This is a genomic window from Propionimicrobium lymphophilum DSM 4903 (assembly GCF_000423485.1).
GTDB lineage: Bacteria > Actinomycetota > Actinomycetes > Propionibacteriales > Propionibacteriaceae > Propionimicrobium > Propionimicrobium lymphophilum.
This window is the reverse complement of record NZ_KE384026.1, coordinates 220417-245371: the sequence shown is the minus strand read 5'-3', so window position 1 is coordinate 245371 and position 24955 is coordinate 220417. Positions and strand designations below refer to the sequence as shown.

Here is a 24955-nt window from a genome sequence, read left to right as displayed (position 1 = left end):
CCTTTTCTGATCATTTATGAGAGGGACCTACCAGTGGCAGCAATTACTTGCTCCAAGGCTTTTTCAGCGCCAGCAGGATTAGATCCGCCTCCTTGAGCCATATCGGGCTTACCGCCACCTTTGCCGCCAAGTTCTCCCGCAGCGACCTTGACCAGATCGCCAGCCTTTAGACCACGATCGCGTGCTTCTTCGTTCGTCGCAACGACTACAGAAACCTTTTCGCCTAGGCCGATCAGGGCTACAACTCCAGCGCCTTTGATCCGATCACGAACGTCGGAAGCGAGATTTCTCAGCTCTCCTGCGTCCACATCTGTGACTGTCTGTGTTACGACACTGACGCCGTCGATGTCATTTGCCTGTTCCAGATAGCCACCGATATTGGCTGAAAGCTGCGCGGCCTTCAGCGATGCGATCTGCTTTTGGGCGTTCTTTAGTTCCTCGATTAACGAGCTGATGCGTTCTGGCATTTGCTCAGGCGAAACCTTAAGAACATCAGTCAGCTGGTTAACGAGCGCACGTTCTGCAGCCAAGTGGCTGAACGCATCCATGCTAACAAGGGCTTCCACCCTTCTGGTGCCCGAGCCGATCGACTGCTCTCCTACCAGGTCGATAAGACCAATCTCTGCGCTTGAGGAAACGTGCGTTCCGCCGCAAAGCTCGCGGCTCCAAGGCCCGCCCATCTCGACCATTCGGACCACATCAGGATACTTTTCACCGAAAAGGCTCATCGCGCCTAGCTTCTTAGCGTCAGCAAGCTTCATCTTCTGAACGCTGACCTGCAGGTTATCGTGAATCGCTACATTGCAGCGTTCTTCGATCTCTTTACGAAGCTGGTCGGAAAGTCCCTTCTGGCTTGAGAAGTCAAACCGCAAGTAACCGGGCTTATTGTAAGAGCCAGCCTGGGTAGCAGTTGGCCCAACCAATTCACGTAGTGCGGCATGCACGATGTGGGTAGCACTGTGCGCCTGACAGCTACCGAGGCGGTGAGCCGCATCTACCTCAGCGAAGATCTCCTCGCCAAGCGCAAGGTCGCTGTCAAGTTGCACCTTGTGGACGATCAGGCCTGGAACAGGACGCTGCACATCCAGCACCTCTAGGTCTCCGCCAGCCGTCTTAATTACACCTGCGTCAGAGTCCTGGCCGCCAGACTCGGCATAGAACGGAGTTTCGTCTAGAACGATCTCCACCAGGTTGCCACCCTTAGCGGACGAAACAACCTGTCCATTCTGGATGAGACCGCGCACAGTAGTCGGTAGGCTCAAATCTGTGTAGCCACGGAACGGTGTCTCGCCATCAGCGCGTAGCTGCTGGTATGCGTCAATAGAGGCCGCAGCGCCCTTCTTAGCCCTGGCGTCAGCTTTAGCCCTAGCTTTCTGATCTGCCATCAGCTTAGTGAACTGCTCTTGATCGACTTCCAAGCCTTGCTCGGCAGCCATTTCGAGCGTCAAATCGATCGGGAACCCGAAAGTATCGTGCAGCTGGAAGGCTTTGTCTCCGGAAAGCTTCTTGCTTCCTGCCTTCTTAGTATCGATAACTGCGTTCTCGAAAAGAGTCGTGCCCGATGCCAAAGTGCGGTGGAAGGTGGATTCCTCATTCGCAGCGATTTCCTTGACGCGCGGCCACTGTTCATTGATGTCTGGGTAGGAGACATTCATCTGATTGCGGCTAACGTCGAGAAGCTCGACAAGAGACTCCGAATCGTTGCCCAGCAGCCTCATCGACCTGATCGAACGACGCAACAGGCGACGAAGAACGTACCCACGAGACTCGTTACCGGGAGTAACACCATCGGTCATCAGCATCAGAGCGCTTCGCACGTGGTCGGCAATGATTCGCAGCTGAACATCGTCGCCATTATCGGCACCGTATTTCTTGCCAGTAAGTTCCGATGCGCGCTCAATTACAGGGAAGATCTCATCGATCTCGTACATGTTGTTCTTGCCCTGAAGTAAATACGCGATGCGCTCTAGGCCAGCACCAGTATCGATGTTTTTACTCTTCAAAGGGGCCTGTACATCGAAATCGTCCTTTGCTCGAACTTCAGAGAGCACCTCGGTCTCAAAGACCAAGTTCCAGATCTCAAGGAATCGATCCTCATCGACCTCGGGGCCGCCGTCCTTGCCGTAAGCAGGACCGCGGTCTACGTAGATTTCGGAGCATGGGCCACCAGGACCGGGAACGCCCATCGTCCAATAATTGTCTTTCAACCCGCGGAATTGGATGCGCTCCTCAGGAACCCCCATTTTCAGCCAGGTTTCCTTGGCTTCAATATCGCCCTTAGGGTACGACGGATGCAGCCCTGGGCCAAGAACAGTTACCCAGATCTGATCTGGAGAAAAACCGAAACCACCATCGTCTTGGCTGCTGGTTACGAGCTCCCAGGCCCACTCTATAGCTTCTTTCTTGAAGTAATCGCCGAAGCTGAAGTTACCAAGCATCTGGAAGAAAGTGCCATGCCTGGTGGTCTTACCCACATCATCGATGTCCAGAGTGCGCACGCACTTCTGGATGCTGGTGGCTCGTGGCCAGGGGGAAGGCTCCTCGCCAACCAGGTAGTGCTTGAACGGGACCATACCTGCGTTAACGAATAACAGCGTGGGATCGTTGTACAGCAACGATGCGCTTGGCACTACGGTGTGTGCTCGGGCCGCAAAAAAATCTAGATACCTGCGGCCAATTTCTGCTGCTTTCATTTACCTTCCCTCTTTGTCCTCAGAGCATAAAAAGCACTTCTTAACTCGCTAAGCCTAGCGCTTAAAGCAATAAATAAACACAACCGCTTATGTAGGCTGTAACAGTGACCACTACCAAACAGATAGATTCACCCCGTCCTAGCCTTAACGCGAAGGACAGGAAATTCGCTCTTAAAGCTACGCTAGCTCGCTTTAGCGAAAATCAGACCACTGACGTAGCTGCAACCCTCACTTATTTCACCGTGCAGACGATCTTCCCTGCTCTCCTTGCGCTTGTATCGATATTGCAACTCATCGGACAGTCCGACAAGGTGATGCCGGCCATATTCTCAATGATCGAGAATTCGATGCAAGATGAGCAGGCGGTCGGAATGATAAAAGGCATCGTCGAGGGGTTCCTAGATTCGCCGGGCGCACCAATCGCGTTAATCGTCGGTATTTTGGTGGCTCTTTGGTCGGCTAGTGGTTACGTTGCTGCTTTTTCTAGAGCACTGAACAAGGTGTATCGAATCGAAGAAGGCCGAAACAGTATCAAACTGAAAATCTTGCAGTTCGTAATCACGATAGTCCTCGTGTTCAGCTTGGTTATCGCTCTGCTTGCTTTAGTCCTATCAGGACATATTGCGGGGGCTGTCGGAAGATTCATCGGGTTAGGCGACACAGCAATTCTAGTTTGGAACATCGTCAAGTGGCCCATTCTGCTTGCAGTGCTGATCGCGATGGTCTCAGTGCTCTATCACTTCGGGCCAAACCTGAAACGCGGAAAATTCCATCCACTTACGGCAGGTTCCGCAACCGCTGTAATCGTCGCATTGGTTTCTGTTGCAGGATACGGTTTCTACCTGGCCAATTTCGGAAACTACAACAAGACTTACGGCACGTTTGCCGGAGTTATTATTGCCCTACTGCTCTTCTGGGTGACGAACATTGCGCTGCTCCTCGGAGCGACTTTGGACGCAGAAATCGAAAGGACCAGGCAGCTCCGGCTAGGGATGCCTGCAGAACGTAAGTTACTCAAGACGCCTCAAGAATCAGACGGTTTGCGAGCCGCTAAGGAAAAGGCGGATCGATTGGCTAAAGAAGCGCATGAAATTCGAACAGGCATAACCGATTAGGCCTTTTTTTTGGGGGGGGGTTGTCGATCGAAAGGTCGACGACCCCTACTTTTTTCCAAGTAATCCCCGGAGAGTGTTTAGTCTTTCTGAAATTTGAGCCTCATTGCCATTCGCGCTTGGTTTGTAATATTCAACATCGCGTAGTTCATCAGGTAGATACTGCTGTCGCGCAACATTGTGGGGAAAATCGTGAGCGTATTTATAGCCTTTGCCATGACCGTAGTTCTTCGCAGTCGCGTAATGGGCGTCTCGTAGATGAGCAGGTACCTGACCGATCTTTCCGGCTCTGACATCAGCCTGGGCAGAATCGATGGCGGTTATCACAGAGTTCGATTTCGGCGCAGTAGCTGCTGCGATTGTTGCCTGAGCCAGATTTAGCCTGGCTTCCGGCATACCGATAAGCTGAACGGCTTGAGCAGCAGCAACACAGGTCTGCAAAACCGAAGGGGCCGCCATCCCGATATCCTCGCTGGCAAGTATGACCAGACGGCGGGCGATGAATCGTGGGTCCTCCCCTGCTTCTGTCATCCGCGCTAAGTAGTGCAGAGCAGCATCTACGTCAGAGCCCCTAACCGACTTAATAAACGCGCTGATGACGTCGTAGTGCTGATCGCCATCGCGGTCGTAGCGCACCGCGGCCCTGTCAACAGATTGTTCTAGAACCTCAGCGTCAATGATGGTTTGCCCTTTAGCTTCCGCTGCCCTTGCCGCCTCCTCTAGGTATGTAAGGGAGCGCCTAGCGTCGCCACCTGCCAACTGCAGAATCGAATCTCGGGCCTGCGCATCGAGTTCGAACTTGCCTTTTAAGCCTCGATCATCTACGAGTGCTCGGTCCAGAAGAACTCCGATATCCTCAGCTGTAAGCGGTTCTAGTGTCAGAAGCAAAGATCTTGACAGCAGCGGAGAAATAATCGAGAAACTTGGATTTTCTGTGGTGGCAGCAATGAGTGTGACTAGCCGATTCTCCACCGCGGGCAGCAAGACGTCTTGCTGCGCCTTATTAAATCTATGCACCTCATCTACGAAGAGAACCGTCGAATTTCCCCTGGCTAGTTCACGCTTTGCGGTCTCTATTTCAGAGCGGACCTGTTTTACTCCAGCGCTAACTGCAGATATCTCCACAAACCTGCCCTTAGTAGCGTTGGCAACCACAGAAGCGATCGTTGTCTTTCCAACACCAGGAGGCCCCCATAGGAACACAGACATAGCTCCTGTGCCTTCGACCAGCCTGCGCAGCGGTGAGCCCGGAGCCAATAGGTGTTTCTGACCGACGATTTCATCGAGGATCCTGGGACGCATGCGCACTGCAAGCGGGGCCTGAGCATTATCCCCGTCCGACAGCGAATTCACCATCGACTCGATAGGGTCAGACGTTATATTTCCGAAAAGATCTTCGCTCACGACATCCAGGCTAGCTTGTAAGCAAGAAGTTTCGCGTCAAACAAATAATCGAAACGGATTCCACTGCTTCTTAATTAAATAAGCTTTCATCCGAATCAAAAGGTTCTAGCCCAATACTTTTTCTTCCAAATTGTTCTGATCAGTCTGCGTCCAGCCATTTCGATCAAGCCAATTGTTCAGTCCACCAATCTTTTCTTCGATCAGGCCGAGTAGCAACTCCATTGCTTTCGCGGGCGTGGACTGGGACGATACTCTTGCGTCCATCTCAGCAGAACCTGCTGCGGCTGCCTGACCTAACCGCTCAAGAATCGCAGGAACTTTGGCATTAGATTCTGCGTAGTCTTCGATCACCTGATCGTCCGGGATGCCAACGGCCTTCAACAGGACTGCACACGTCGTGCCGGTCCGATCCTTACCCGCAGCGCAGTTAATGATCGTTGCACCGTTAGCAGAAATTACTGTTCGAAGCGCCTCAACCAGATTTTCAGGACGCCACTTGAAGTAACCAAGATAGCGGTTTGCAGTTCGATGGGCGTGATCGCTCGGAGCTATAGCTTCTCCGCCAATTTCGCCCGCCCAGGGCGGTAGCGGATCTGATGGATCGTCCTCGGGATAAAGACTTAGATGATGGCGCTTAACCAACTCGCCAAAAGGCCAGGCGGGGTCGATTTGCAATTCACGGTTAGTGCGTAAATCGATTACGTCGCTCAAGCTGTAATCGCTTAACAGAGTATTTTGAGCATCGTCGCTCAAAGCGCCCAGATTGTCAGAGCGCAAAACCACACCGGACCGGAAAACTCGCCCATCTTCTGTTGTGCGACCACCTAGGTCCCTCATATTCACAACGCCAGCAAGATCTATCCAATTCGTCTTCATACATGCGAATTTAGCAAGCGCAGAGAAACAAAAAGTAAATCGCCGGTGAAGAGACCAGAATGAGAAAAAATTAGGGCCGCCCAAAAGACGGCCCTAACTCAAATATTATTTGGCTTCTTCAGCCTTTTCTTTCTTGTCGTCCTTCTTCGGCTTGAAGTCGACGCCCGTCTCACGACGCTGCAGCTTTGTAATTGGAGCAGGTGCGCCGGTAAGCGGGTCGAAGCCGTTTCCGGTCTTCGGGAATGCAATGACCTCGCGGATAGACTCGGAGTGCGTCAGCAGGGAAACGATGCGGTCCCAGCCAAAAGCGATTCCACCGTGCGGCGGAGCGCCGTAGGAGAAAGCGTCCAGAAGGAACCCGAACTTTGCCTGAGCCTCTTCTTCGCCGATGCCCATGACCTTGAAGACACGTTCCTGGATATCCTTGCGGTGGATACGAATTGATCCACCACCGATCTCGTTGCCATTGCAAACGATGTCGTATGCGTCAGACAGAGCGTTAGCTGGATCTTCCTCGAAGTTATCCAGGTACTCCGGCTTGGGCGAAGTGAAAGCGTGGTGGACAGCAGTCCATGCGCCTTCACCAACCGCCACGTCTCCCTCGGCCTTAGCCTCGGATGCCGGTTTAAACAGCGGAGCATCGACAACCCAGCAGAAGCTCCACTGGTTGTCGTCGATTAGATCGCAACGTTTCGCTATCTCCTGGCGAGCCGCCCCCAGAAGCATCTGAGAAGCTGTCTTCTCACCCGCGGCAAAGAAGATGCAGTCTCCTGGCTTAGCCGAGGTAGCTTCTGCCAGGCCATCGCGTTCTTCTTCCGAGATGTTCTTTGCTACCGGACCGCCGAGATTGCCTTCACCGTCGATGGTGACGTATGCAAGGCCCTTGGCGCCACGCTGGCGTGCCCAATCCTGCCAAGCATCGAACGTACGACGCGGCTGGGATGCGCCTCCCGGCATGACGATCGCGCCTACGTAGGGATTCTGGAAGACCCTGAACGGTGTGTTAGCGAAGAATTCGGTCAGATCAACCAGCGGCAGATCGTAACGAAGATCTGGCTTGTCGGAGCCATACTTATTCATGGCGTCCTCGAAGCTGATACGAGGCAGCGGGGTCGGAATGTTGTAGTCGATCAGCTGCCAAATCTCGCTGACCAGCTGCTCGGCTAACGCCATGACGTCTTCCTGGTTTACGAAGCTCATCTCGATATCGAGCTGAGTGAACTCAGGCTGGCGATCTGCTCGGAAGTCCTCGTCTCGGTAGCAGCGCGCGATCTGGTAATAGCGTTCCATGCCAGCGACCATCAACAGCTGCTTGAACAGCTGCGGGCTCTGTGGAAGCGCATACCAAGATCCTGGAACCAAACGTGCGGGAACTAGGAAGTCGCGGGCACCTTCTGGGGTGGAACGCGTAAGAGTCGGAGTTTCGATTTCGACGAAATCATGCTGCTCCAGAACCCGGCGAGCCGCCTGGTTAACTTTAGAACGCATGCGAATAGCCGCAGCGGGCTTTGGGCGACGAAGATCTAGGTAACGATAGCGGAACCTCGCGTCTTCGCCTACGTTAACCCTCTCGTCAATGGGGAACGGCAGAGGATCAGACGTGCTCAGCACCTTTAGTGTTGCCACACCAATTTCGATCTCGCCGGTCGGCATCTTCGGGTTGATGGTTTCCTCGTCACGAAGCTGCACCTCGCCAGTGGCCTCGATGCAGAACTCGTTGCGCAGCTTGTGAGCACCGAGTTTTTCCACCAGGTCTTCGCGAAACACCAACTGGGCAATACCTGTGGCATCGCGAAGATCGATGAAAACAACGCCACCATGATCTCGGCGGGCGTTCACCCATCCGGCCAAAGTCACGGTTTTACCGATGTCTGCCTTGGTGAGCGTGCCGGCGTCATGTGTGCGAATCATATTTCCCTTTCAAAGATAGGCCCGTATAGACAGTACGGGCTAGCTTGGTCAGTTTAGATCTAGATGTCGTTCAAAACTAGTTAGAGACAACTTGGGGGTAGATGTCGCTCTCTTCCGGCATCCACTCCGAAGCACTAGCCGGATGCTGGTCACCCGACCTGATGTCCTTAACTTCGCCGTTCAAACCGCCGAACCAGACAAAAGGAATTCCCCTTCGATCAGCGTGCCGAATCTGCTTGCCGAACTTAGCCGCGTTCGGGGCGACCTCGCATGGGATGCCGCGGTGACGAAGAGCAGTTGCTACGTCTGTGGCTTCCGCCCGCTCCTCCTCGTTTGTTACCGCAACCAGTACTGCGCTCGGGACGCTTCTGCTGCCAATCAGTTCTCCACGCGAGAGGATAGGTCCGAGCAAACGAGTCACGCCCATGGAGATTCCAACTCCTGGATAAGTGGTTTTACCATCGCTGGCGAGAGCGTCGTACCTGCCGCCCGAGCAGACAGAACCCATTTTTTCGTGACCGACCAGTTCGGTCTCGTAAACAGTGCCTGTGTAGTAGTCAAGACCTCGAGCGATCTTCAGGTCGGCGACCACGCGTCCCGCAGCGATACGGTTGGCTGCGACTACTACATCTTCAAGTTCTTTGAGGCCCTCATCCAACATCTCGTTCTCGACGCCCAAAGCGCGAACATGCGAAACGAAACTTGAATCGGTGCTGCTTATCCCAGCTAGCTCAACGCACTTCTGCGCTACCTCCTCAGAGAGGCTTAGCTCGTCAACAAGAAGTTCTTTAACTGCATCTGCGCCGATCTTGTCGTATTTATCGACGCGCTGAAGCACTTGGTCGGTTTCCTCGATGCCTAAACCACGGTAAAAACCTTCAGAAAGCTTCCTGTTGTTAACGTGTATCCGCACCTGCGGAATTCCGATCTTCTCGTGCAGAGCCTCGAACGCCTCTAGCATCACTAGCATTGCCTCAACATCGTGGTGGGCGGATAGGGCGCCATTTCCGACGATGTCAATATCCGCCTGGCGAAACTCACGATATCGTCCCTCTTGGGGACGCTCGCCACGCCAAACTTTCTGGATCTGGTAGCGCCTAAACGGGAATTGCAAATGTCCAGCGTGTTCAACCACGTACCTTGCTAGAGGAACAGTCAGATCAAAGTGAAGACCGAGCTCATCGGGCTGATTGCCTTCGGCGTGAAGGCGACGAACCGTATAGACCTCTTTGGTAATTTCACCTTTACGGTTTAGAGATTCCAGCGTTTCAACTGCTCGCGTCTCGATGTTCGCAAATCCGTGCAGCTCGAACGTCTGACGCAACACGTCAATAACACGCTGCTCAACCAGACGCTGCGCTGGCAAAAACTCCGGGAAACCTGACAGAGGCTTAGGACGAGCCACTACTTTTCTCCTCTTATCTCTTTAGAATCCTGCGCGCCCAGTCAAGAACGCGTTGTTGGCTAATTCCTCTTGCATGGTCGAAGTCGGCCCGTGACCGGGTGCGAGCATCGCATCGCTAGGCAGTTTTTCAACCAGCCGCTTAAGACTATTGCGCATCTGGCTCGGATCGCTACCTGGCAGATCAGTCCGGCCAATTGATCCGTTGAATAAAACATCGCCGGTGAACACCAAAGGCGCCTGCTCAGTTTCGGTAACTAGATTAACGCAGCCCGGAGAATGCCCTGGGAAATGGTGAATTTTGAAATCCAGTCCGCAAGTAGACAGCTCCTGACCATCGGAAAATTCCCCGCGCAATTCTGGTTCGTCCAAGCTCAGTAGGCCTAGCTCAGTGAGCAACCCTCTTGAACTCTCCCCCAGGCCCGCAACCGGGTCAGTAAGCATAAAATCGTCACCGGGATGCATCCACATGGCAACTTTTGCCTCGTTTGCGAGAAGCGCAGCACTTGCAATGTGGTCGATGTGTCCGTGGGTGGCGATGACCGCGCCTATTTTCATATTTCTTTCTGCCAAGGTCTTCCTGACGACATCGGCAGCATCCACACCGGGGTCGATGACCACCACTGGGCTCGTCTCGTCTTTAGCGATTAAATAGCAATTCGTCTGCCAGATACCGGCAGGAAATGTGGCAATGAACACAAAACCAAGTCTATCGTGCAAAATAGATGTCATGAGTGATACGTCTAGGTCTGAAGCGTTCGGCCGAGTGGATAACGATGGAAAAGTATTTGTTAAGACCACGGATGGAGAACGCGAAGTAGGTCAAATACCCGGTGCAGATCCCGAAAAGGCGCTGGCTTTCTTTGTTAAGCGCTTTAGGTCTCTAGAAACCGAGGTTCAGTTACTGGAGCAAAGAGTTAAATCAGGCACGCTCGCCAGAGACGCTGAGAAGTCTGTCTCTGCAGCTAGGGCAAACGTCGTGGCCGCCAATGCAGTAGGCGACCTGAACGGCCTGATCGCGAGGCTAGATGCGCTTGTGCCGATCATCGAAGAGAATGCACAAGAGCGTAAGCAACAGCGGCTCCAGCAGAACGAAGAGACTAAAGAACTCAAAGAAAAAATGATTGCTGACGCTGAAAAGATTGCCGATTCTGGCGACTGGCGTCGAGGCATGTCTAAGTTCCAGTCTCTAGTCGATAAGTGGAAGAAACTACCTAGGATTGACCGCAAGACCGACGACGAGCTTTGGGCGCGCTTCAGCGCTGCCCGTAGCAAGTACACAAAGGGACGTAAGGCCTACCAGTCCCAGCAGAATGAGCGCCGCGATCGCGCCCGGGTGATCAAGCTAGGAATAATCGAAGAGGCGAAAAAGATCGCAGATTCAACTGATTGGGGCCCCACTGCTGGAGAATTCCGTGATCTCATGAGCCGCTGGAAAGCTGCCGGTTCCGCTCGCCGAGAAGACGAAGAAAAGCTTTGGAGCGAATTCCGTGGGCTACAAGACAAGTTCTTCGATGCAAGGACGGCTGCTTTTGCTGCCCAAGACGAGGAATACGAAGGCAACCAGAAGGCTAAGGAAAAGCTGCTCGACGAGTACGAGGCAAAGATTCTTCCTGTTAAGGAGATCAAGGCCGCCAAGGCGGCATTCGCCGAGTTCCTGGAAAAATACAACGAAATTGGCCGAGTACCTCGCGACGCCATGCGTCAGCTCGACCGCAGGGTAAACGCGATCGAACAGGCTATCAAGCAGGTTGAAGAGGCCGAATGGAAACGCACTGATCCCGAAGCGAGACAGCGCGCTGAAGACACTGTTGCTACATTCACCGAGCAGATTCAAAAGCTGACAAGGCAGGCCGAAGAAGCGGAAGCAAAGGGCGATAAGAAGGCAGCTAAGCTTCGCGACCAGATTGCTATTTACTCAAGCTGGCTAGAACAAGCCCAGAAGACGCTTGACGAGTTCTCTGCCTAAACTCAAACAAAAATTATCGCCTGTCGATTGACAGGCGATAATTTTTTATTGTTTAACTCGGTATACGTCGTATACGCCGGAAACCTTCCGGAGGGTTTCCACAAGATGCGCCAGATGATCGGAGTCAGAGCCCTCGAAGGTAAGACGAATCTTCGCCGTCCGATTCTTCGAGGTGTGGACATTCGCCGCGGTGATTGAACCGCCCTGATCGGAAACGAGTCGAGTCACGTCGCTCAACAGGCCCGAGCGGTCGAGGCACTCAATCTGGATGGTAACCAGGAATCCAGAGGTATAGCTAGTCGGAGCCCAATCTACCGCGACGATCCTGTCGGGCTGATTCAGTAGATCGGCTGCATTAGTGCAATTCTTTCGGTGAACCGATACGCCTCGTTCGCGGGTGATAAATCCGATGATTTCGTCGCCTGGAACCGGAGTGCAGCACTTTGCCAGTTTTACCCAAAGATCAGGATCATCTTCGACCATCACACCGTTAGCGCTGGAACGCTTTACGTGCTTTGTGGTCACGCCTGCCAGTTGATCTTCCATCGCTTCATCGGCGGTGTCTTCGATTCCGCCCTCGATCTCGATGAGCCGCTGGACGACAGACTGAGCACTGATATTGTTCTCACCAATTGCGGCGTAAAGACCGTTTACGTCGGGAACTTTGAAAGTATCCGCCACCGAGGTCAAATATTCGACGGTCAGGAGACGTTGCAGCGGAAGGCTTGCTTTGCGAATCTGCTTGGCAAGCAGATCTTTTCCGATCTCGATGGCCTCGTCCCTACGAGACTTGGTGAAGAAAGACTTAATCTTGCTTTTAGCCCTGGAGCTAGCAACAAAATTTAGCCAATCTCGGCTTGGCCCAGCGTCGTCGGCCTTACTAGTCAGGATCTCAACTTGGTCTCCGTTATTCAGCTTTGATTCAAGCGGAACAAGTCTGCCGTTTACTCTAGCCCCGATGCAATGGTGTCCAACCTCAGTGTGGATAGCGTATGCCAAATCCACTGGAGTCGAATCTTGAGGAAGCGCTACGACGTCACCCCGAGGAGTAAATACATAAACTTCGGTGGCGTTGATCTCATAGCGAAGTGCGTCGAGGAACTCCCCTGGGTCCTTTGTTTCGGCCTGCCACTCGGATAGCTGACGGACCCAAGACAGTTTGCTGGTTGTTTCGTCAGCAGCACTTGTGGCGTTTGGATTAGCCTTGTATTTCCAGTGGGCAGCAACACCGTATTCGGCACGTTTATGCATCTCGTGGGTTCTGATTTGGAACTCAACCGGACGTCCGCCAGTACCCAAAACCGTGGTGTGGAGCGACTGGTACATGTTGTACTTCGGCATCGCGATATAGTCTTTGAACCTACCAGGTAGCGGGTTCCATCGGGTATGCATTACGCCCAAAGCCGCGTAGCAGTCGCGAACTTTATCGACAAGAATTCGAATGCCTACCAAGTCATAGATATCGTCGAAGTCCCTGCCTCGCACAACCATTTTTTGATAAATCGAGTAGTAATGCTTAGGCCTGCCATAGACCGTAGCTTTTATCCCGGCTTTTTCTAGGTCGCTCTTTACTACAGTGATAACTTCCCTGAGCTGTTTTTCTCGCTGCGGAGCTGCTTGAGCAACCATCCTGACGAGTTCTTCGTAGACCTTCGGCTGCAGAGTAGAAAAAGATAGATCTTCCAGTTCCCACTTAATCGCGTTCATGCCTAATCGGTGAGCGAGTGGAGCGAATATCTCAATTGTCTCTTTTGCAATTCTCTGAGCCTTGTCAGGGCGCAAAAAGCCGATAGTGCGCATGTTGTGCAGCCTGTCGGCAAGCTTGATGACTAAAACACGGATGTCATGGCTCATCGCGATGATCATCTTGCGCAAGGTCTCAGCTTTTGCAGATTCGCCGTATTGAACCTTGTCTAGTTTCGTTACTCCATCGACAAGATTAGCAATTTCTTCTCCAAAGTCTGCGGTTAGCTGTGCCAGGGTATAGCTGGTGTCTTCAACAGTGTCGTGCAGAAGTGCTGCACAAAGCGTAGCCTCTGTCATTCCCAGCTCGGCAAGAATCGTGGCCACCGCAAGCGGGTGGGTGATGTAGGGATCGCCAGACTTGCGTTTCTGACCCTGGTGATAATGCTCGGCAGTGCGGTAGGCACGCGTAATCTTATCCAGGCTCGCCTGAGGATGGTTAGCTCTGACAACAGCGAAAAGCGGGTCAAGGACCGCAGACTGTGGAGACTTGTTCCCGCCTAGGAACGACCACCGGCTGCGCATGCGAGTCCGCGGTTGCTCTGGGCCTGTGCTTACGCGTTCTAATGTCGACGACGTAGGCGCTCCTGGCGCGCCGCCCTGCCCGTAGGGACCATAAACACTCGTTTGGTCCTGCGAATCAGCCTTGTCGTTCATCGCTTATTCGCCTCCCTGACTTGCTATAAGAGGCTATTTTATCTCTATTCGCTGCCCTTGTCTGTGACTACCGCACTGAATGGCGCCGAAGTGACCTTTGCTAGGTTTTCCCGGCCACCAAGACCACATAGCTCGACGAGAACCTGAATCTGAGCTAATTGGGCGTCGAAACGATCGATCAATTTAGCTGCTGCGCTCAGGGTGCCGCCTGTTGCTAGTAAGTCGTCAATTAGCAGCACCCTCTGCCCCTTCTCTAGAGCATCTTGGTGGATGTTTAGCACACTAGAGCCGTATTCCAGATCAAAACTTTCCTGATAAACATCAGATGGGAGTTTGCCAGGTTTACGGATCGGAACGAATCCGACGCCGAGTTCAAGTGCGATCGGCACCCCGAAAAGGAAGCCGCGGGTCTCAATTCCGCAAACCGCATCCACCCCGTCAGGGACTTTCTCCAGCATTGCTTCAATGCTGGCTTTCAATCCTTTAGGGTCCCCAATGACGGGCGTGATGTCCTTAAACAAAACACCCGGCTTTGGAAAATCTTTGACGTCCCTGATCAGGGAAACTACGGATTGCGGATTGCTAGACATCAGTGTTTTTTCCTCTCGCTCCTAGGACGACGAGCCGGTTGGGGTCGTCCAGAAGCGCCCTCAGATCTTTCCACATTCTCAAGAGTGTCCTCGCTTAGAGAGTAACCGGCTGGTCCGCTCGCAGCAGGCTCAGAAAACTTGACCTGTTTCTTATCTGGCTTTTCTTCGTTTCTAGCTGCCTTATTGGATGCCGCTTCTCGATCGCGCAGCACCTTCTTGGTGTGCTTTGCTATTTCGGGATCGCGTTCGCGAAGCATGCAGGTGATTGGCGCCGCGATAAACAGTGAAGAATATGCGCCGGCAACTAGGCCAACGAACAAAGAAAGACCTAGATCTGCAAGGGGGCCTTCGCCGTTCAGAACAACTAGGCCAGCAATCAAAAGAGCAACGACCGGCAATACGACGATAATCGTAGTGTTGATCGAACGCGTCAAAACCTGGTTCACCGCGAGGTTGGTCTGCTCAGAGTAGGTGCGATCCTGTTTCAGGATACCCTTAGTGTTCTCGGCTACCTTGTCATAAACAATAACCGTGTCGTATAGCGAGTATCCAAGAATCGTCAGAACGCCGATTAAGGTCGATGGGGTAATCGTAAACCCGAATAGCGAGAAGACACCCATCGTCAATATAACGTCGTGGATCAAAGAAACAATCGCACCGAGAGATGTCCGCCAATCGCGGAAATAGATCCAGATCAGTCCGAATACTAAAACAATGAAAACGCCGAGCGCACCAAGAGCTTGATTAGTAATCTGTTGTCCCCAAGAAGGGCCAATCAACGTGTAGGCAACATCGTCTGCCTCACAACCTGCCTGGTTTGCGATCGCCTCACGGACCTGCACTACTTCTTCTGTACTCAGGCTGCGTGTCTGGACACGTACGCCGTTGCCGCTCAGGGTGCTCACCTGGCTGCCCAGTTCCGAAACTCCAGAATTAGCAACAGCGTTAGAGAAGTCGCCAACTGTCTGGTTTGTAACCGTCGTCGGTGCCTGGAATACGGAGCCACCCTTAAACTCGATGCCCCAGTTGAAGCCCCTAAACAAGAAGCTTGCAAAACAGATAAGGATCAGTATCGCAGAGAACGCGAACCATATCTTGCGCTTACCAACAAAGTTAATGTTGAAATCGCTTCGGTAAAGTCGTTTAACGAAGGATTCGTTCTCGGGAACCTTGGTCACGACCTCTTCCTTTTCCTCAGTTAGCATTTGCAGCCTCCTTAGCTAGACGGGAGCTGCGTCGCCGCCCAAGCAACGTCTTACGCGAAACTCCCATGTGCTCGGCGGAAAAGCCAGACCACTTGTGGCCCTGACCAAAGAACTTGGTGCGGCCGAAAATCGAGAGAAGCGGGTGCGTAAAGAATACGATCAGGAACAAATCAAGACCGGTGGTAATACCGAGCGTGAAGGCGAATCCCTTGACGCTACCGATCGACAGGAAGTAAAGAACCACTGCGGCCAGAAGCTGAACGCCGTCAGCCATCAAAATGGCATTCCTAGCTTTTTGCCAGCCAGTTTCGATTGCGGTTCTAAGCGGTCTGCCCGAACGAACTTCGTCTCGGATTCTTTCAAAGTAAACAATGAAGGAGTCCGCTGTCATACCGATACCGACGATGAAACCTGCCACACCAGGAAGGTTCAAAGCGAAACCGACGATATCACCCAGCAGCACCATGACGGAATATGTCATCAAAGACACAGCAACCAGAGAGCCGAGAACAACTAGCACCAGGCCTCGGTAATAGCTAAATGCATAAAGCAAAACGAGACCGAGCCCGATGCAGCCCGCAATAATGCCGGCAGTAAGCTGCTCACCACCCAAAGTCGGTGAGATGGTGTCGACGCTAGAAACCTCTAGATCGATAGGAAGAGCACCATAGCGCAACGTGCTTGCCAAAGAGTTCGCAGAGGTTTCGTTGATGTTCTCTCCGCTAATCTGGGCGTTTCCGTCTGAAATAACGCTTTCGATTCGAGGAGCGCTGACAACTTTGGAGTCAAGAACAATTGCGAACTGATTACGCGGTGACTGCTGCTGGTACAGCTGCTTAGAGGTCTGAGCGAAATCAGCAGCGCCGTCTGGATTGAGGCTCAAAGAAACGATCCAGTTTAGCTGCCCTCGCGGAATGCCTGCCTTTGCATCGGTGAGATCCTCACCGCTAACCAGCATCGGACCGAGCAGGTATTTAGTCTGACCTTCTTCGTCACACGCAATCAACGGCTGATCGACGACATCGGGGAAGTCCATCCCGCACTTGAAAGCCTGGAATTCTGACATATCCTGCTCACTCGGCTCATAAGCAAGACGCTTCTCAATCGGAGCGAGTTCCGCTGCGGGTTCAGTCGGACGCGGAGTGAACGATTCAGGCGGCTGTGCAGGCAGCTGGGGAGCCATCCTAGGCTGAGCTCCTTCACTGCTCTTAGAGGCAGAATTACTGTTCTTAGACGAGCCTGCCGAATCAGTTGATTCGATCGATTCAGCTTGAGATGCAGCAAGTACAGCACGGAAATTCAGTCGGGCTGTCGAACCTACCAAATCGATAAGCTCGTCGCCATTCATATTCGGAACGGAGACCTCAATCTGCTTATCGCCCTGAATAGTTACGGAGCTTTCACCGACACCGAGACCGTCGACACGCTGAGAAATAATATTAGCTGCGACTTCGAGAGACTTAGGATCTACCGTTCCTCCACCTGCGTCTGCAGCGGTCAGCTGAATCGTCGTACCGCCACGAAGGTCAAGACCTAATCGTGGCGTCCAAGTCTGCAGAAGCGCCATGAGCGCTACCAGCACAACAAGTGCAAATAAGAAACCGCCAATTTTTCTTTCTGCCTTGGCGGCTGGTGTCGAGCGAGACAAGTTACTTCTCCTCAGTTTCAGTTATCTCGACAGTTTCAGAATCGATAACCGGATTGTTTCCAGGGGTGTCCTCAGATTCTCCAAAAGAGAATTCCTCAGAGCCGGCAGTCAATTCAGAGTCGATTGCAGGATCAAATTCGAAGTCGTTTACTGATTCGAGCTGATCGTCAAACTGGAATTCTTCTTCACCATCGTTGACCTTGCGAACCATGACATGTTTTAGAACCGGAACGTCCACACCAGGAGCGTATTCGACGATGAGCTGTCGATCGCCGACCTCTCGGACGGTGCAATAAACACCGGACTGAAGCAGCACTCGGTCACCCGGCCGCACCGCTGCAAGCTGCTGCTGTTGTTCCTTCATTGCTTTGCGCTGCGGACGGCTCATGAGCCACATAAAGCCGATACCGACAGCCAAAATTAGAAGAAGAGACATACTCACCTAACCAATCATTTTTCAAACCCTTGGAAGTCTATCCTTATTCAGTTAAATCTGCTTATTTGAACTAACGAACTAGCAACTAGTCGAACAAATTAGGCTCGCTGGGTGGCTTCAACCCCAAATGCGCCCAGCCTTCTTCGGTCGCTACACGTCCCCTAGGCGTCCTCATGAGAAAACCTAGCCGAACCAAAAATGGCTCAGCCACCTCCGACACGGTATCCGTCTCTTCTCCCACCGCAATTGCCAGCGTGGATAGTCCTACTGGCCCACCGCCAAACTTGCAGCAAACAGCGTCGAGAACTTGTCGATCTAGCTTGTCCAGCCCCAGGGAATCCACTTCATAGAGTTCAAGAGTGGCAACCGCGATATCTTTAGTGATCTTTCCGCCATTCTTTACTTGGGCGTAGTCCCTAACCCTGCGCAGCAGTCGGTTGGCAATACGCGGCGTCCCCCTAGATCTCCGGGCGATCTCTACCGCAGGTTCCTTCCCAAGATCGATCTCTAGCTTCTGGGCTGACCTCAAGACGATGCTCGTGAGGTCAGCTGACTCGTAGAAATCTAGTTGAGCGGTGAATCCGAAACGATCGCGCAATGGACCTGGCAGCAGCCCGGAACGAGTTGTTGCGCCGACGAGTGTGAAGGGCGGTATCTCGAGAGGAATAGCAGTCGCGCCTGGCCCCTTTCCAACCACCACGTCTACTCGGAAGTCCTCCATTGCTAGATATAGCATTTCTGCCGCAGGACGACTCATTCGATGTATCTCGTCCATGAAGAGAATCTCACCCGAAACGAGACTAGAAAGTATTGCCGCAAGGTCCCCAGGATGCTGTATAGCTGGACCGGATGTAATTCGTATCGGAGCTGATAGCTCGTTGGCAATGATCATCGCCAACGTAGTCTTTCCCAATCCTGGAGGCCCTGAAAGCAAGACGTGATCGGGGGCCGCATTGCGGTGCTTTGCCGCAGCAAGCATCAAACCGAGCTGATCTGCCACTCTTGGCTGTCCGGTGAACTCAGCTAACGACGAAGGACGAAGGGCACCGTCAACGACCTTATCGTCGGAATCAGCCACAGGATTTACCGCTGCCGCCTTCTGCTCGTCGCTAATTCCAAGCGACTCGGGATCGATCTGACCTGGCAAATTCATCAAAAATTCCTATTTCGCGAGAGTTCGCAGCGCTGCTTTGAGCAAATCCGCCACAGACGTTTCTACCGTCGCCAAACCACTAATCTGATTGCAGGCATCTTCAGCGACGCTTGCTGAATACCCCAGCCCGACCAAACCAGCAGTGACCTGTTCTTTCCAGCCTATTGGCCCATCTGCATTAACGTTAGAAGGTTCCACGCCAAGTTTTGAAACCTTGTCCTTAAGCTCAAGAATTATTCGTTGTGCGCCTTTACGGCCGATCCCGGGGACCGAAGTGATTGCTTTCTCGTCCTCATTCAAAATCGCAGAAACGATTTTTTCCGGACCGAGCGTGGCCAACATTGCCAAAGCAGTTTTCGCCCCAACTCCAGAGGCAGTCTGGACCAGATCGAAAGTCTCTCGTTCGAGGCGCTCCGCGAAACCATAAAGGATGATCGCGTCTTCTCTAACGACCATGGCCGTATGCAAAGTCGCTTCTTTACCCAGCCGCTGCTTAGCGGAGGTAGACGGGGTGACGAAAACTTGGTATCCGACTCCCCCAACATCGATAACCACGAATGAAGAAGTTCTTTCAACGACCTCGCCGCTTAACCGCGCTATCATCTATCTCCTTTAAGCCCGTACATTAGTTCGAATACAATGTTATCTTGTGAACTAAGAACGCATAGCTCGGGTAAGCCTGTTTGTAGTTTCGCCCCTCCAAATATGGCAGATAGCTAAAGCCACGGCGTCAGCAGCATCTGCTGGTTTTGGTGGGGCGCTCAGGCCTAGAATTTTTGTGATCATATTCGCCACCTGAGCTTTATTGGCGGTGCCAGATCCGCTTACCGCTGCCTTGACTTCGCTGGGGGTGTGGTAGGTGGCGGGTACCCCCTCTTGAGCTGCGATTAGCATTGCTATGCCAGCCGCTTGTGCCGTTGGTACTACCGTGTGCAAATTGTGCTGAGCAAATACCCTTTCGATAGCAATCTGATCGGGCTTAGTTTGCTTGACCCAACTCTGCAGGTCGTTATTTATCTTTAAAAGTCTCTTCGAAAGATCTGTATTGGGGCTAGTCCGGATAACACCAACAGCAACAAGACTAGGGCGTTGACCTGGCTGCGCTTCTACAACACCAACGCCGCAGCGCGTCAGCCCAGGGTCAACGCCTAAAACTCTCATCGCTAGTCGTCGGACTCCAGAGCTTCACGGACCTCGTCAGACATAGCAGCGTTGTGGTAGACCTCTTGCACATCGTCGCAGTCTTCCAAAGCGTCCAAAATGCGATTGAGCTTCTCCGCGTCTTCGACGCTGGTGAGCATCTGATCGTAGGTGGCTACGAATCGAGTCTCAGCGGAGTCGTAGTCGAAACCAGCGGCCTGGACAGCCTTGCGGACTTCAACTACATCGGTAGGTGCACTGATCAGCTCGAAAACCTCGTCCTCGTCAACGATGTCTTCAGCGTTAGCCTCGATAGTTGCCTCAAGAAGATCATCTTCACTGACGGTTCGAGTCAGGGTCTTCCGGCCTTCCTCATATTCCTGGTTCTTCGCTACCGTAACGACGCCTTTGCGCTCGAACAGGCGCTGGACGGAACCTCCATCAGCGATTGTGCCACCATTACGGGTAACTGCAACACGCACGTCAGAGATAGAACGATTGCGGTTATCGGTAAGGCACTCAATAAGAATCGCCACGCCTTCAGGGCCGTAAGCTTCGTAAATAACCTCTTCGTAGCTGACTGCGTCAGCGCCCTCACCGGAGCCGCGCTTTACTGCACGATCGATGTTATCGTTCGGAACAGAGCTCTTCTTAGCCTTCTGGATAGCATCGTATAGAGCCGGGTTTCCGCCAGGATCACCGCCACCAACTCGAGCAGCAACTTCGACGTTCTTAATCAGCTTGGCGAAAAGTTTGCCGCGCTTAGCGTCGATGGCTGCTTTCTTGTGTTTCGTGGTTGCCCACTTAGAGTGTCCAGACATTCCTGGCCCCTTTCTCTATCTAAAACGACAGTTAATAATAACGGGTTAGTCCCTAAAACTCGCGCCGTACAAGACTACGCGGTCCGCAGAGACGTATCCCAACGAGCTAAAGAGGTCAGCGCTGCCTCCGGCATTTTCTGTGTCAACACCAATTCCAGCAAAATTGGCACCATTTTCAGCGAATGATTTTATTGAACTGCACAGAAGATTCGCACCTATCCCCTGGCTTCTAAACTCCGGAACAACGCCGAGCATATCAGTCCAGCCTTCGCGGACATCGTGGTCTTCCTCACGCAACTGAGAATTAATGATATATCCGGCTATCTGACCAGTAGGTTCATGCACAACCACCCAAGACCAATCTTTTCTACATTCCGGTCGGTTAACTAGGGCGTACCAATCTTCTTGGCTGATGTCCTTAGTGCCCTCGCGCGTGCTGAAAGCCAGATTATGAGCGTTACGAACTGATTCGCTCAATTCTTTCGAAAAGCATTCAATCCGAAATCCTTCAGGCAGCTGCACCTTAGGGTAATCGTTGGCATCGTGGATCTGCCGATGCATGTCGAAAAACCATCTTTGCGGCTTCAACGTGCCATTTTGGACAAGATCTTCTTGAATACGAGAACCCTCATCGACGACCATGGTGAGCTTGAGACTATTCACCGTTTCGTTGGACTGTTCTCTTCGAGCCTTGATGTATTCGAACCACATCTTTGCTCGCTCAATCGACCAGTCGACTAGACGCTCGCCGATTTTTCTGTGTCGCCAGCCAGGATGAACCCCTATTTCGAGCCAGACCTCAAGATCGTCTAGATCAGAGCGCGACGGGTGGTTCCACGCGTAAGCGACTATCGTTCCGGCTTTGTCGCGACCAACAACACTATGCTGTTGCGGATGGCTATGCGGAGCATGAAAGTCACGGCGCATCTGCTCCAGGCTCCGGTGCTCAACTGGATCATCGAAGTATTCGATGGCCACCCGAAGCTCTGCCACGGCTTCCAGATCCCCTTCGGACAGGAACTGCCAGTCCAGACTCGGCTCGACGAAAGCCTCAGCCCAAGTTAAGGCCATTTAGAAAATCATCCCCTTGGATTAGCCGCAGCGACTAAAGCATCTTCCAAAGTGAAATTGCCTAGGTACAAAGCGGTGCCGATGATGGCACCCTCCACTCCGATAGGAACCAGGCCAGAAAGCTGGCGAATCTGCTGCAGGTCAGAGATTCCACCACTTGCGACCACTTTGGCATCGGTGTGGGCACAAACCGCACCAAGCAATTCTAGATTTGGACCAGTCAACATGCCGTCGCTTGCCACGTCAGTTACTACGTAGCGCACACATCCGGCATCGTCCATTTTCGAGATCGTCTCAAAAAGATCGCCGCCTTCGCGAGTCCAGCCGCGAGCAGCCAATTTCGTGCCACGAACGTCGAGGCCGATAGCCACCTGTTCAGGATATTTCGTGATGATCTTCTCACACCACTTTGGGTTCTCTAGAGCAGCTGTGCTCACGTTAACGCGGGTGGCTCCGGCCTCCAGCGCACGCTCCAGAGATTCGTCATCGCGAATACCACCAGACATCTCGACTTTGATGCCCATCTGCGAAACGATGTTCGAAAGTATCTCTGCGTTAGAGCCCCTGCCGAAAGCTGCGTCGAGGTCAACCAAGTGAATCCATTCGGCGCCAGCATCCTGCCAGCGCTTCGCCGCCTCCAACGGGTCGCCGAAGGTACGCTCGGTGCCAGCAATGCCCTGCACGAGCTGTACGGCGCCGCCGTCCTGGACGTCAACTGCAGGAAGAAGTTCCAGCTTCTTAACTTCAGGATTCACGTTTTCGCTCATACTAAAGAGATTATCTTATGACCCAATTTTTCAGTAGGGTTGCCCCGGCCTGTCCAGATTTCTCCGGATGAAATTGCGTGCTGGTTACTGTTCCATATTGAACGGCCGCGATGAACTCGTCATCGCTGTGGCAAGCGTAGATTACTTCAGCGCCCACTGGCGTAGATAATGCTCCGTTGCTGTATCGATGTGCGGCAAAACTATGCACGAAATAGCATTTTTGCCCTTCCAGACACCCGAACATTTCTGAGGAGCTTTCAAAGAGGAGATCGTTCCAGCCGACGTGCGGCAGCCTCGTCGCGTCTAGCTTCTCAACTACGCCTGGGTACAACCCTAAACCGGGGCATCCGCTGTTCTCGACGCCTTCAGAAAATAGCACCTGGTGACCGACGCAGATCCCTAGGACAGGCTTCTGATCATCGGCGAACGAAGCAATCAGCTCATCTCCACCAAGTGATTTGATGCCACGCATGCAGACGTCGAACGAGCCAACGCCAGGCACTACAAGCGCATCCAGCCCAGCTAATTCAGAACTTTTTGAGGAGCACGTAACGTCAGCACCCGCGTTACTGAGCGCTCTGCAAGCTGAAGCTAGATTGCCTGATCCGTAATCTAAAACTCCGACTTTTCGGCTCAAAGGAGTCCCTTAGTGGATGGAACGCCTGTGACCCTATCGTCGTATTCGACCGCTGCCCTTAGCGCACGTGCGAACGCCTTGAACTCAGCCTCAACGATGTGGTGAGAATCGCGGCCGGCAAGAAGCCTCAAGTGGATGCAGATTCCGGCGTTGAAAGCGATCGCCTCGAAAACGTGGTAAGTCATGGACCCTATGTAGTGAGGTTCGAGTCCACCGATACGAGCGTTGATTTGGCTTTCCGGTTCCCCGGAAAGGCTCGCGTATGCTCGACCTGCTACATCCACTACGCACTGTGCTAACGCTTCATCCAGCGGGACCATTGCGTCGCCGAAACGACGAATTCCCCTCTTGTCTCCTAGCGCTTGTCTGAGAGCCTGACCGATCGCAATAGCGGTGTCCTCGATTGTGTGGTGGCCATCGATGTGGATATCTCCTTTTGTCGAAATATCCATGTCGATCAAGGAGTGCTTAGACAATGCAGTCAACATGTGGTCGTAGAAACCGACTCCAGTTGAGATGTTCGAGCGACCAGTTCCGTCCAGATTTAGCTTGACGCTAACCTGGCTTTCGCTAGTTGACCTAGAAACCTCGCCTATTCTTTCCTGCTTTTCCGCCACTTCTAGCCTTTCAGTACCTTGACTTCATCCAGCACCTCGGAGAGCGCCTCCTGAAATTTCGACATTTCTTCAGGGGTTCCTGCGTTAACGCGCAGGTAACCATCCGGGCCTACTTCTCTTATCAACACGCCTCGATCAACAAGCTTCTGCCATGCATCGTGACGATCTTCAAACCTGCCGAACAGGCAAAAGTTGGACTGGCTGGGCACTACACGCAGCCCCTTAGACTTAAGCCACTGCTGCGTCCGCTGAATCGTTTCTCGAAGCTCTCCCACCTTGTTGAGCATCTCGTCAGCGTTTTTTAAAGCTACGAGAGCAATTGCCTGGGACATGCTCGAGAGGTGGTAAGGAAGACGTACGATTCGGCATGCGTCAACGACTGCTGGGCTAGCCGCCAAATAGCCAAGACGGCCACCTGCAAGCGCGAATGCCTTACTCATGGTGCGAACAACAACAAGCCTAGGATATTTAGGCAAAAGTGTGATCGCCGAATCGAGGGGTTCTGCAGCAAACTCTAGATAAGCTTCATCGACGATCACCATTCCGTCGAAACCCTCACAGATTTCCTCGAGGGTCTTAACTGGAGTGATAGTGCCAGTCGGGTTATTCGGCGTGGTGATGATCAAGACATCAGCATTATTTTCACGAGCCGCTTTGAGGACATCCTCGCTGTCAAGACCGAAGTCCTCACGCCTAGGAACCGCCACGAAATTCGTGTGAGTATTGCGCGCATACTCTGGGTACATCGAATAAGTCGGCGAGAACGTAAGAACGGTTCTACCTGGGCCACCGAAAGCGCCAAGCAGCTGAACCATGATCTCATTGCTGCCGTTAGCGACCCAAATGTTGTCCTTCATCAGCTGGAAGCCAAGATAGTTAGCTAGCTCCTGTCGAAGCTCAGTCGCCTCTCTATCGGGATACCGGTCGATACTCCGAGCCACCTTCTCAGCGGCATCGGCCATCTGCCTGCGCACTCTAGGGCTAGGCGGATAAGGGTTTTCGTTAGTGTTTAGCTGCACTTCGACATCAAGCTGTGGCGCACCGTACGGCACCTCCCCAACTAGTTCTGGACGAAGTGGCAAAGAATCAAGACGATCGGACAT

Annotated in this window: 22 protein-coding genes; 2 read left to right on the top strand and 20 right to left on the bottom strand. The window is 52.8% G+C overall.

All coding sequences use genetic code 11. From position 1 onward, the window contains the following. Positions 1-14: 14 nt before the first annotated feature. On the bottom strand, positions 15-2693 hold the full coding sequence (gene alaS / locus G556_RS0108610; RefSeq protein ID WP_028822484.1) for an alanine--tRNA ligase: 2679 nt from the start codon (positions 2691-2693) through the stop codon (positions 15-17). A 104-nt stretch (positions 2694-2797) separates the two neighbouring features. On the opposite strand from alaS, the gene G556_RS10760 reads away from it, so the two are divergent. Then, positions 2798-3808 (top strand): YihY/virulence factor BrkB family protein, encoded by a 1011-nt coding sequence (locus G556_RS10760; RefSeq protein ID WP_051176812.1) that lies wholly within the window; start codon positions 2798-2800, stop codon positions 3806-3808. 45 nt (positions 3809-3853) lie between these two features. On the opposite strand, the gene G556_RS0108600 is transcribed toward G556_RS10760, so the two are convergent. From G556_RS0108600 to G556_RS0108580, 5 genes are all read right to left on the bottom strand, one after another. Next, entirely contained in the window at positions 3854-5161 is a 1308-nt protein-coding gene (locus G556_RS0108600) for a replication-associated recombination protein A (protein WP_211219460.1), read from the bottom strand. Between the two features lie 153 nt (positions 5162-5314). Continuing rightward, positions 5315-6085, bottom strand: a complete 771-nt coding sequence (locus G556_RS0108595) for a tyrosine-protein phosphatase (protein WP_028822482.1) — start codon at positions 6083-6085, stop codon at positions 5315-5317. A gap of 105 nt (positions 6086-6190) precedes the next feature. After that, positions 6191-7996, bottom strand: a complete 1806-nt coding sequence (gene aspS, locus G556_RS0108590) for an aspartate--tRNA ligase (protein WP_028822481.1) — start codon at positions 7994-7996, stop codon at positions 6191-6193. Positions 7997-8072: 76 nt separating this feature from the next. Then, positions 8073-9401 carry a histidine--tRNA ligase gene (gene hisS / locus G556_RS0108585; protein ID WP_016455954.1) on the bottom strand — a complete coding sequence of 443 codons (1329 nt, stop codon included), beginning with the start codon at positions 9399-9401 and terminating at the stop codon, positions 8073-8075. Between the two features lie 21 nt (positions 9402-9422). After that, positions 9423-10097: an MBL fold metallo-hydrolase gene (locus G556_RS0108580; RefSeq protein WP_028822480.1), complete on the bottom strand. Its 675-nt coding sequence runs from the start codon at positions 10095-10097 to the stop codon at positions 9423-9425. Here G556_RS0108580 and G556_RS0108575 point away from each other — a divergent pair. Then, on the top strand, positions 10090-11367 hold the full coding sequence (locus G556_RS0108575) for a DUF349 domain-containing protein (protein ID WP_028822479.1): 1278 nt from the start codon (positions 10090-10092) through the stop codon (positions 11365-11367). The genes G556_RS0108580 and G556_RS0108575 overlap by 8 nt on opposite strands. 45 nt (positions 11368-11412) lie before the next feature. Here G556_RS0108575 and G556_RS0108570 read toward each other — a convergent pair whose 3' ends face one another. The 14 genes from G556_RS0108570 to G556_RS0108505 form a co-directional block, all read right to left on the bottom strand. Further along, on the bottom strand, positions 11413-13767 hold the full coding sequence (locus G556_RS0108570) for a RelA/SpoT family protein (protein ID WP_028822478.1): 2355 nt from the start codon (positions 13765-13767) through the stop codon (positions 11413-11415). 44 nt (positions 13768-13811) lie between these two features. Beyond that, complete coding sequence (locus tag G556_RS0108565) at positions 13812-14357, bottom strand: adenine phosphoribosyltransferase (RefSeq protein ID WP_028822477.1); 546 nt, start codon at positions 14355-14357, stop codon at positions 13812-13814. Then, a complete protein-coding gene (secF, locus tag G556_RS0108560; protein ID WP_028822476.1) occupies positions 14357-15562 on the bottom strand; it encodes a protein translocase subunit SecF in 1206 nt (401 codons plus the stop codon). The genes G556_RS0108565 and secF overlap by 1 nt, the downstream gene beginning before the upstream one ends. Further along, positions 15552-17129: a protein translocase subunit SecD gene (gene secD, locus G556_RS0108555; RefSeq protein ID WP_051112345.1), complete on the bottom strand. Its 1578-nt coding sequence runs from the start codon at positions 17127-17129 to the stop codon at positions 15552-15554. The genes secF and secD overlap by 11 nt, the downstream gene beginning before the upstream one ends. Before the next feature lie 82 nt (positions 17130-17211). Further along, positions 17212-17646: a preprotein translocase subunit YajC gene (gene yajC, locus G556_RS10755; protein WP_051176811.1), complete on the bottom strand. Its 435-nt coding sequence runs from the start codon at positions 17644-17646 to the stop codon at positions 17212-17214. An 85-nt stretch (positions 17647-17731) separates the two neighbouring features. Next, complete coding sequence (gene ruvB / locus G556_RS0108545; RefSeq protein WP_016455946.1) at positions 17732-18799, bottom strand: Holliday junction branch migration DNA helicase RuvB; 1068 nt, start codon at positions 18797-18799, stop codon at positions 17732-17734. A gap of 9 nt (positions 18800-18808) precedes the next feature. Continuing rightward, positions 18809-19402 carry a Holliday junction branch migration protein RuvA gene (gene ruvA / locus G556_RS0108540; protein WP_028822474.1) on the bottom strand — a complete coding sequence of 198 codons (594 nt, stop codon included), beginning with the start codon at positions 19400-19402 and terminating at the stop codon, positions 18809-18811. 51 nt (positions 19403-19453) lie between these two features. Continuing rightward, complete coding sequence (gene ruvC, locus G556_RS10750) at positions 19454-19960, bottom strand: crossover junction endodeoxyribonuclease RuvC (RefSeq protein ID WP_036916256.1); 507 nt, start codon at positions 19958-19960, stop codon at positions 19454-19456. Between the two features lie 2 nt (positions 19961-19962). Next, the gene (locus G556_RS0108530) at positions 19963-20760 is read right to left on the bottom strand and encodes a YebC/PmpR family DNA-binding transcriptional regulator (protein WP_016455943.1); all 798 of its coding nucleotides are present in this window, start codon (positions 20758-20760) and stop codon (positions 19963-19965) included. 45 nt (positions 20761-20805) lie between these two features. Further along, on the bottom strand, positions 20806-21831 hold the full coding sequence (locus tag G556_RS0108525; RefSeq protein WP_028822473.1) for a GNAT family N-acetyltransferase: 1026 nt from the start codon (positions 21829-21831) through the stop codon (positions 20806-20808). 8 nt (positions 21832-21839) lie between these two features. Continuing rightward, on the bottom strand, positions 21840-22598 hold the full coding sequence (gene priA, locus G556_RS0108520) for a bifunctional 1-(5-phosphoribosyl)-5-((5-phosphoribosylamino)methylideneamino)imidazole-4-carboxamide isomerase/phosphoribosylanthranilate isomerase PriA (RefSeq protein ID WP_016455941.1): 759 nt from the start codon (positions 22596-22598) through the stop codon (positions 21840-21842). A gap of 10 nt (positions 22599-22608) precedes the next feature. Further along, positions 22609-23235, bottom strand: coding sequence for an imidazole glycerol phosphate synthase subunit HisH (gene hisH / locus G556_RS0108515; RefSeq protein ID WP_028822472.1), 627 nt, complete (start codon positions 23233-23235; stop codon positions 22609-22611). After that, positions 23232-23852, bottom strand: coding sequence for an imidazoleglycerol-phosphate dehydratase HisB (gene hisB, locus G556_RS0108510; RefSeq protein WP_016455939.1), 621 nt, complete (start codon positions 23850-23852; stop codon positions 23232-23234). The genes hisH and hisB overlap by 4 nt, the downstream gene beginning before the upstream one ends. A gap of 2 nt (positions 23853-23854) precedes the next feature. Continuing rightward, complete coding sequence (locus G556_RS0108505; RefSeq protein WP_028822471.1) at positions 23855-24955, bottom strand: histidinol-phosphate transaminase; 1101 nt, start codon at positions 24953-24955, stop codon at positions 23855-23857.

Excerpts from the sequence above, each read along its gene's own strand:
- alaS (WP_028822484.1), bottom strand. The coding sequence starts at position 2,693 with ATGAAAGCAGCAGAAATTGGCCGCAGGTATCTAGATTTTTTTGCGGCC.
- G556_RS0108600 (WP_211219460.1), bottom strand. The coding sequence starts at position 5,161 with ATGGTGAATTCGCTGTCGGACGGGGATAATGCTCAGGCCCCGCTTGCA.
- G556_RS0108595 (WP_028822482.1), bottom strand. The coding sequence starts at position 6,085 with ATGAAGACGAATTGGATAGATCTTGCTGGCGTTGTGAATATGAGGGAC.
- aspS (WP_028822481.1), bottom strand. The coding sequence starts at position 7,996 with ATGATTCGCACACATGACGCCGGCACGCTCACCAAGGCAGACATCGGT.
- G556_RS0108575 (WP_028822479.1), top strand. The coding sequence starts at position 10,090 with ATGAACACAAAACCAAGTCTATCGTGCAAAATAGATGTCATGAGTGAT.
- G556_RS0108570 (WP_028822478.1), bottom strand. The coding sequence starts at position 13,767 with ATGAACGACAAGGCTGATTCGCAGGACCAAACGAGTGTTTATGGTCCC.
- G556_RS0108565 (WP_028822477.1), bottom strand. The coding sequence starts at position 14,357 with ATGTCTAGCAATCCGCAATCCGTAGTTTCCCTGATCAGGGACGTCAAA.
- secF (WP_028822476.1), bottom strand. The coding sequence starts at position 15,562 with ATGCTAACTGAGGAAAAGGAAGAGGTCGTGACCAAGGTTCCCGAGAAC.
- secD (WP_051112345.1), bottom strand. The coding sequence starts at position 17,129 with ATGGCGCTTCTGCAGACTTGGACGCCACGATTAGGTCTTGACCTTCGT.
- yajC (WP_051176811.1), bottom strand. The coding sequence starts at position 17,646 with ATGTCTCTTCTTCTAATTTTGGCTGTCGGTATCGGCTTTATGTGGCTC.
- ruvB (WP_016455946.1), bottom strand. The coding sequence starts at position 18,799 with ATGAATTTGCCAGGTCAGATCGATCCCGAGTCGCTTGGAATTAGCGAC.
- ruvA (WP_028822474.1), bottom strand. The coding sequence starts at position 19,402 with ATGATAGCGCGGTTAAGCGGCGAGGTCGTTGAAAGAACTTCTTCATTC.
- ruvC (WP_036916256.1), bottom strand. The coding sequence starts at position 19,960 with ATGAGAGTTTTAGGCGTTGACCCTGGGCTGACGCGCTGCGGCGTTGGT.
- G556_RS0108530 (WP_016455943.1), bottom strand. The coding sequence starts at position 20,760 with ATGTCTGGACACTCTAAGTGGGCAACCACGAAACACAAGAAAGCAGCC.
- G556_RS0108525 (WP_028822473.1), bottom strand. The coding sequence starts at position 21,831 with ATGGCCTTAACTTGGGCTGAGGCTTTCGTCGAGCCGAGTCTGGACTGG.
- priA (WP_016455941.1), bottom strand. The coding sequence starts at position 22,598 with ATGAGCGAAAACGTGAATCCTGAAGTTAAGAAGCTGGAACTTCTTCCT.
- G556_RS0108505 (WP_028822471.1), bottom strand. The coding sequence starts at position 24,955 with ATGTCCGATCGTCTTGATTCTTTGCCACTTCGTCCAGAACTAGTTGGG.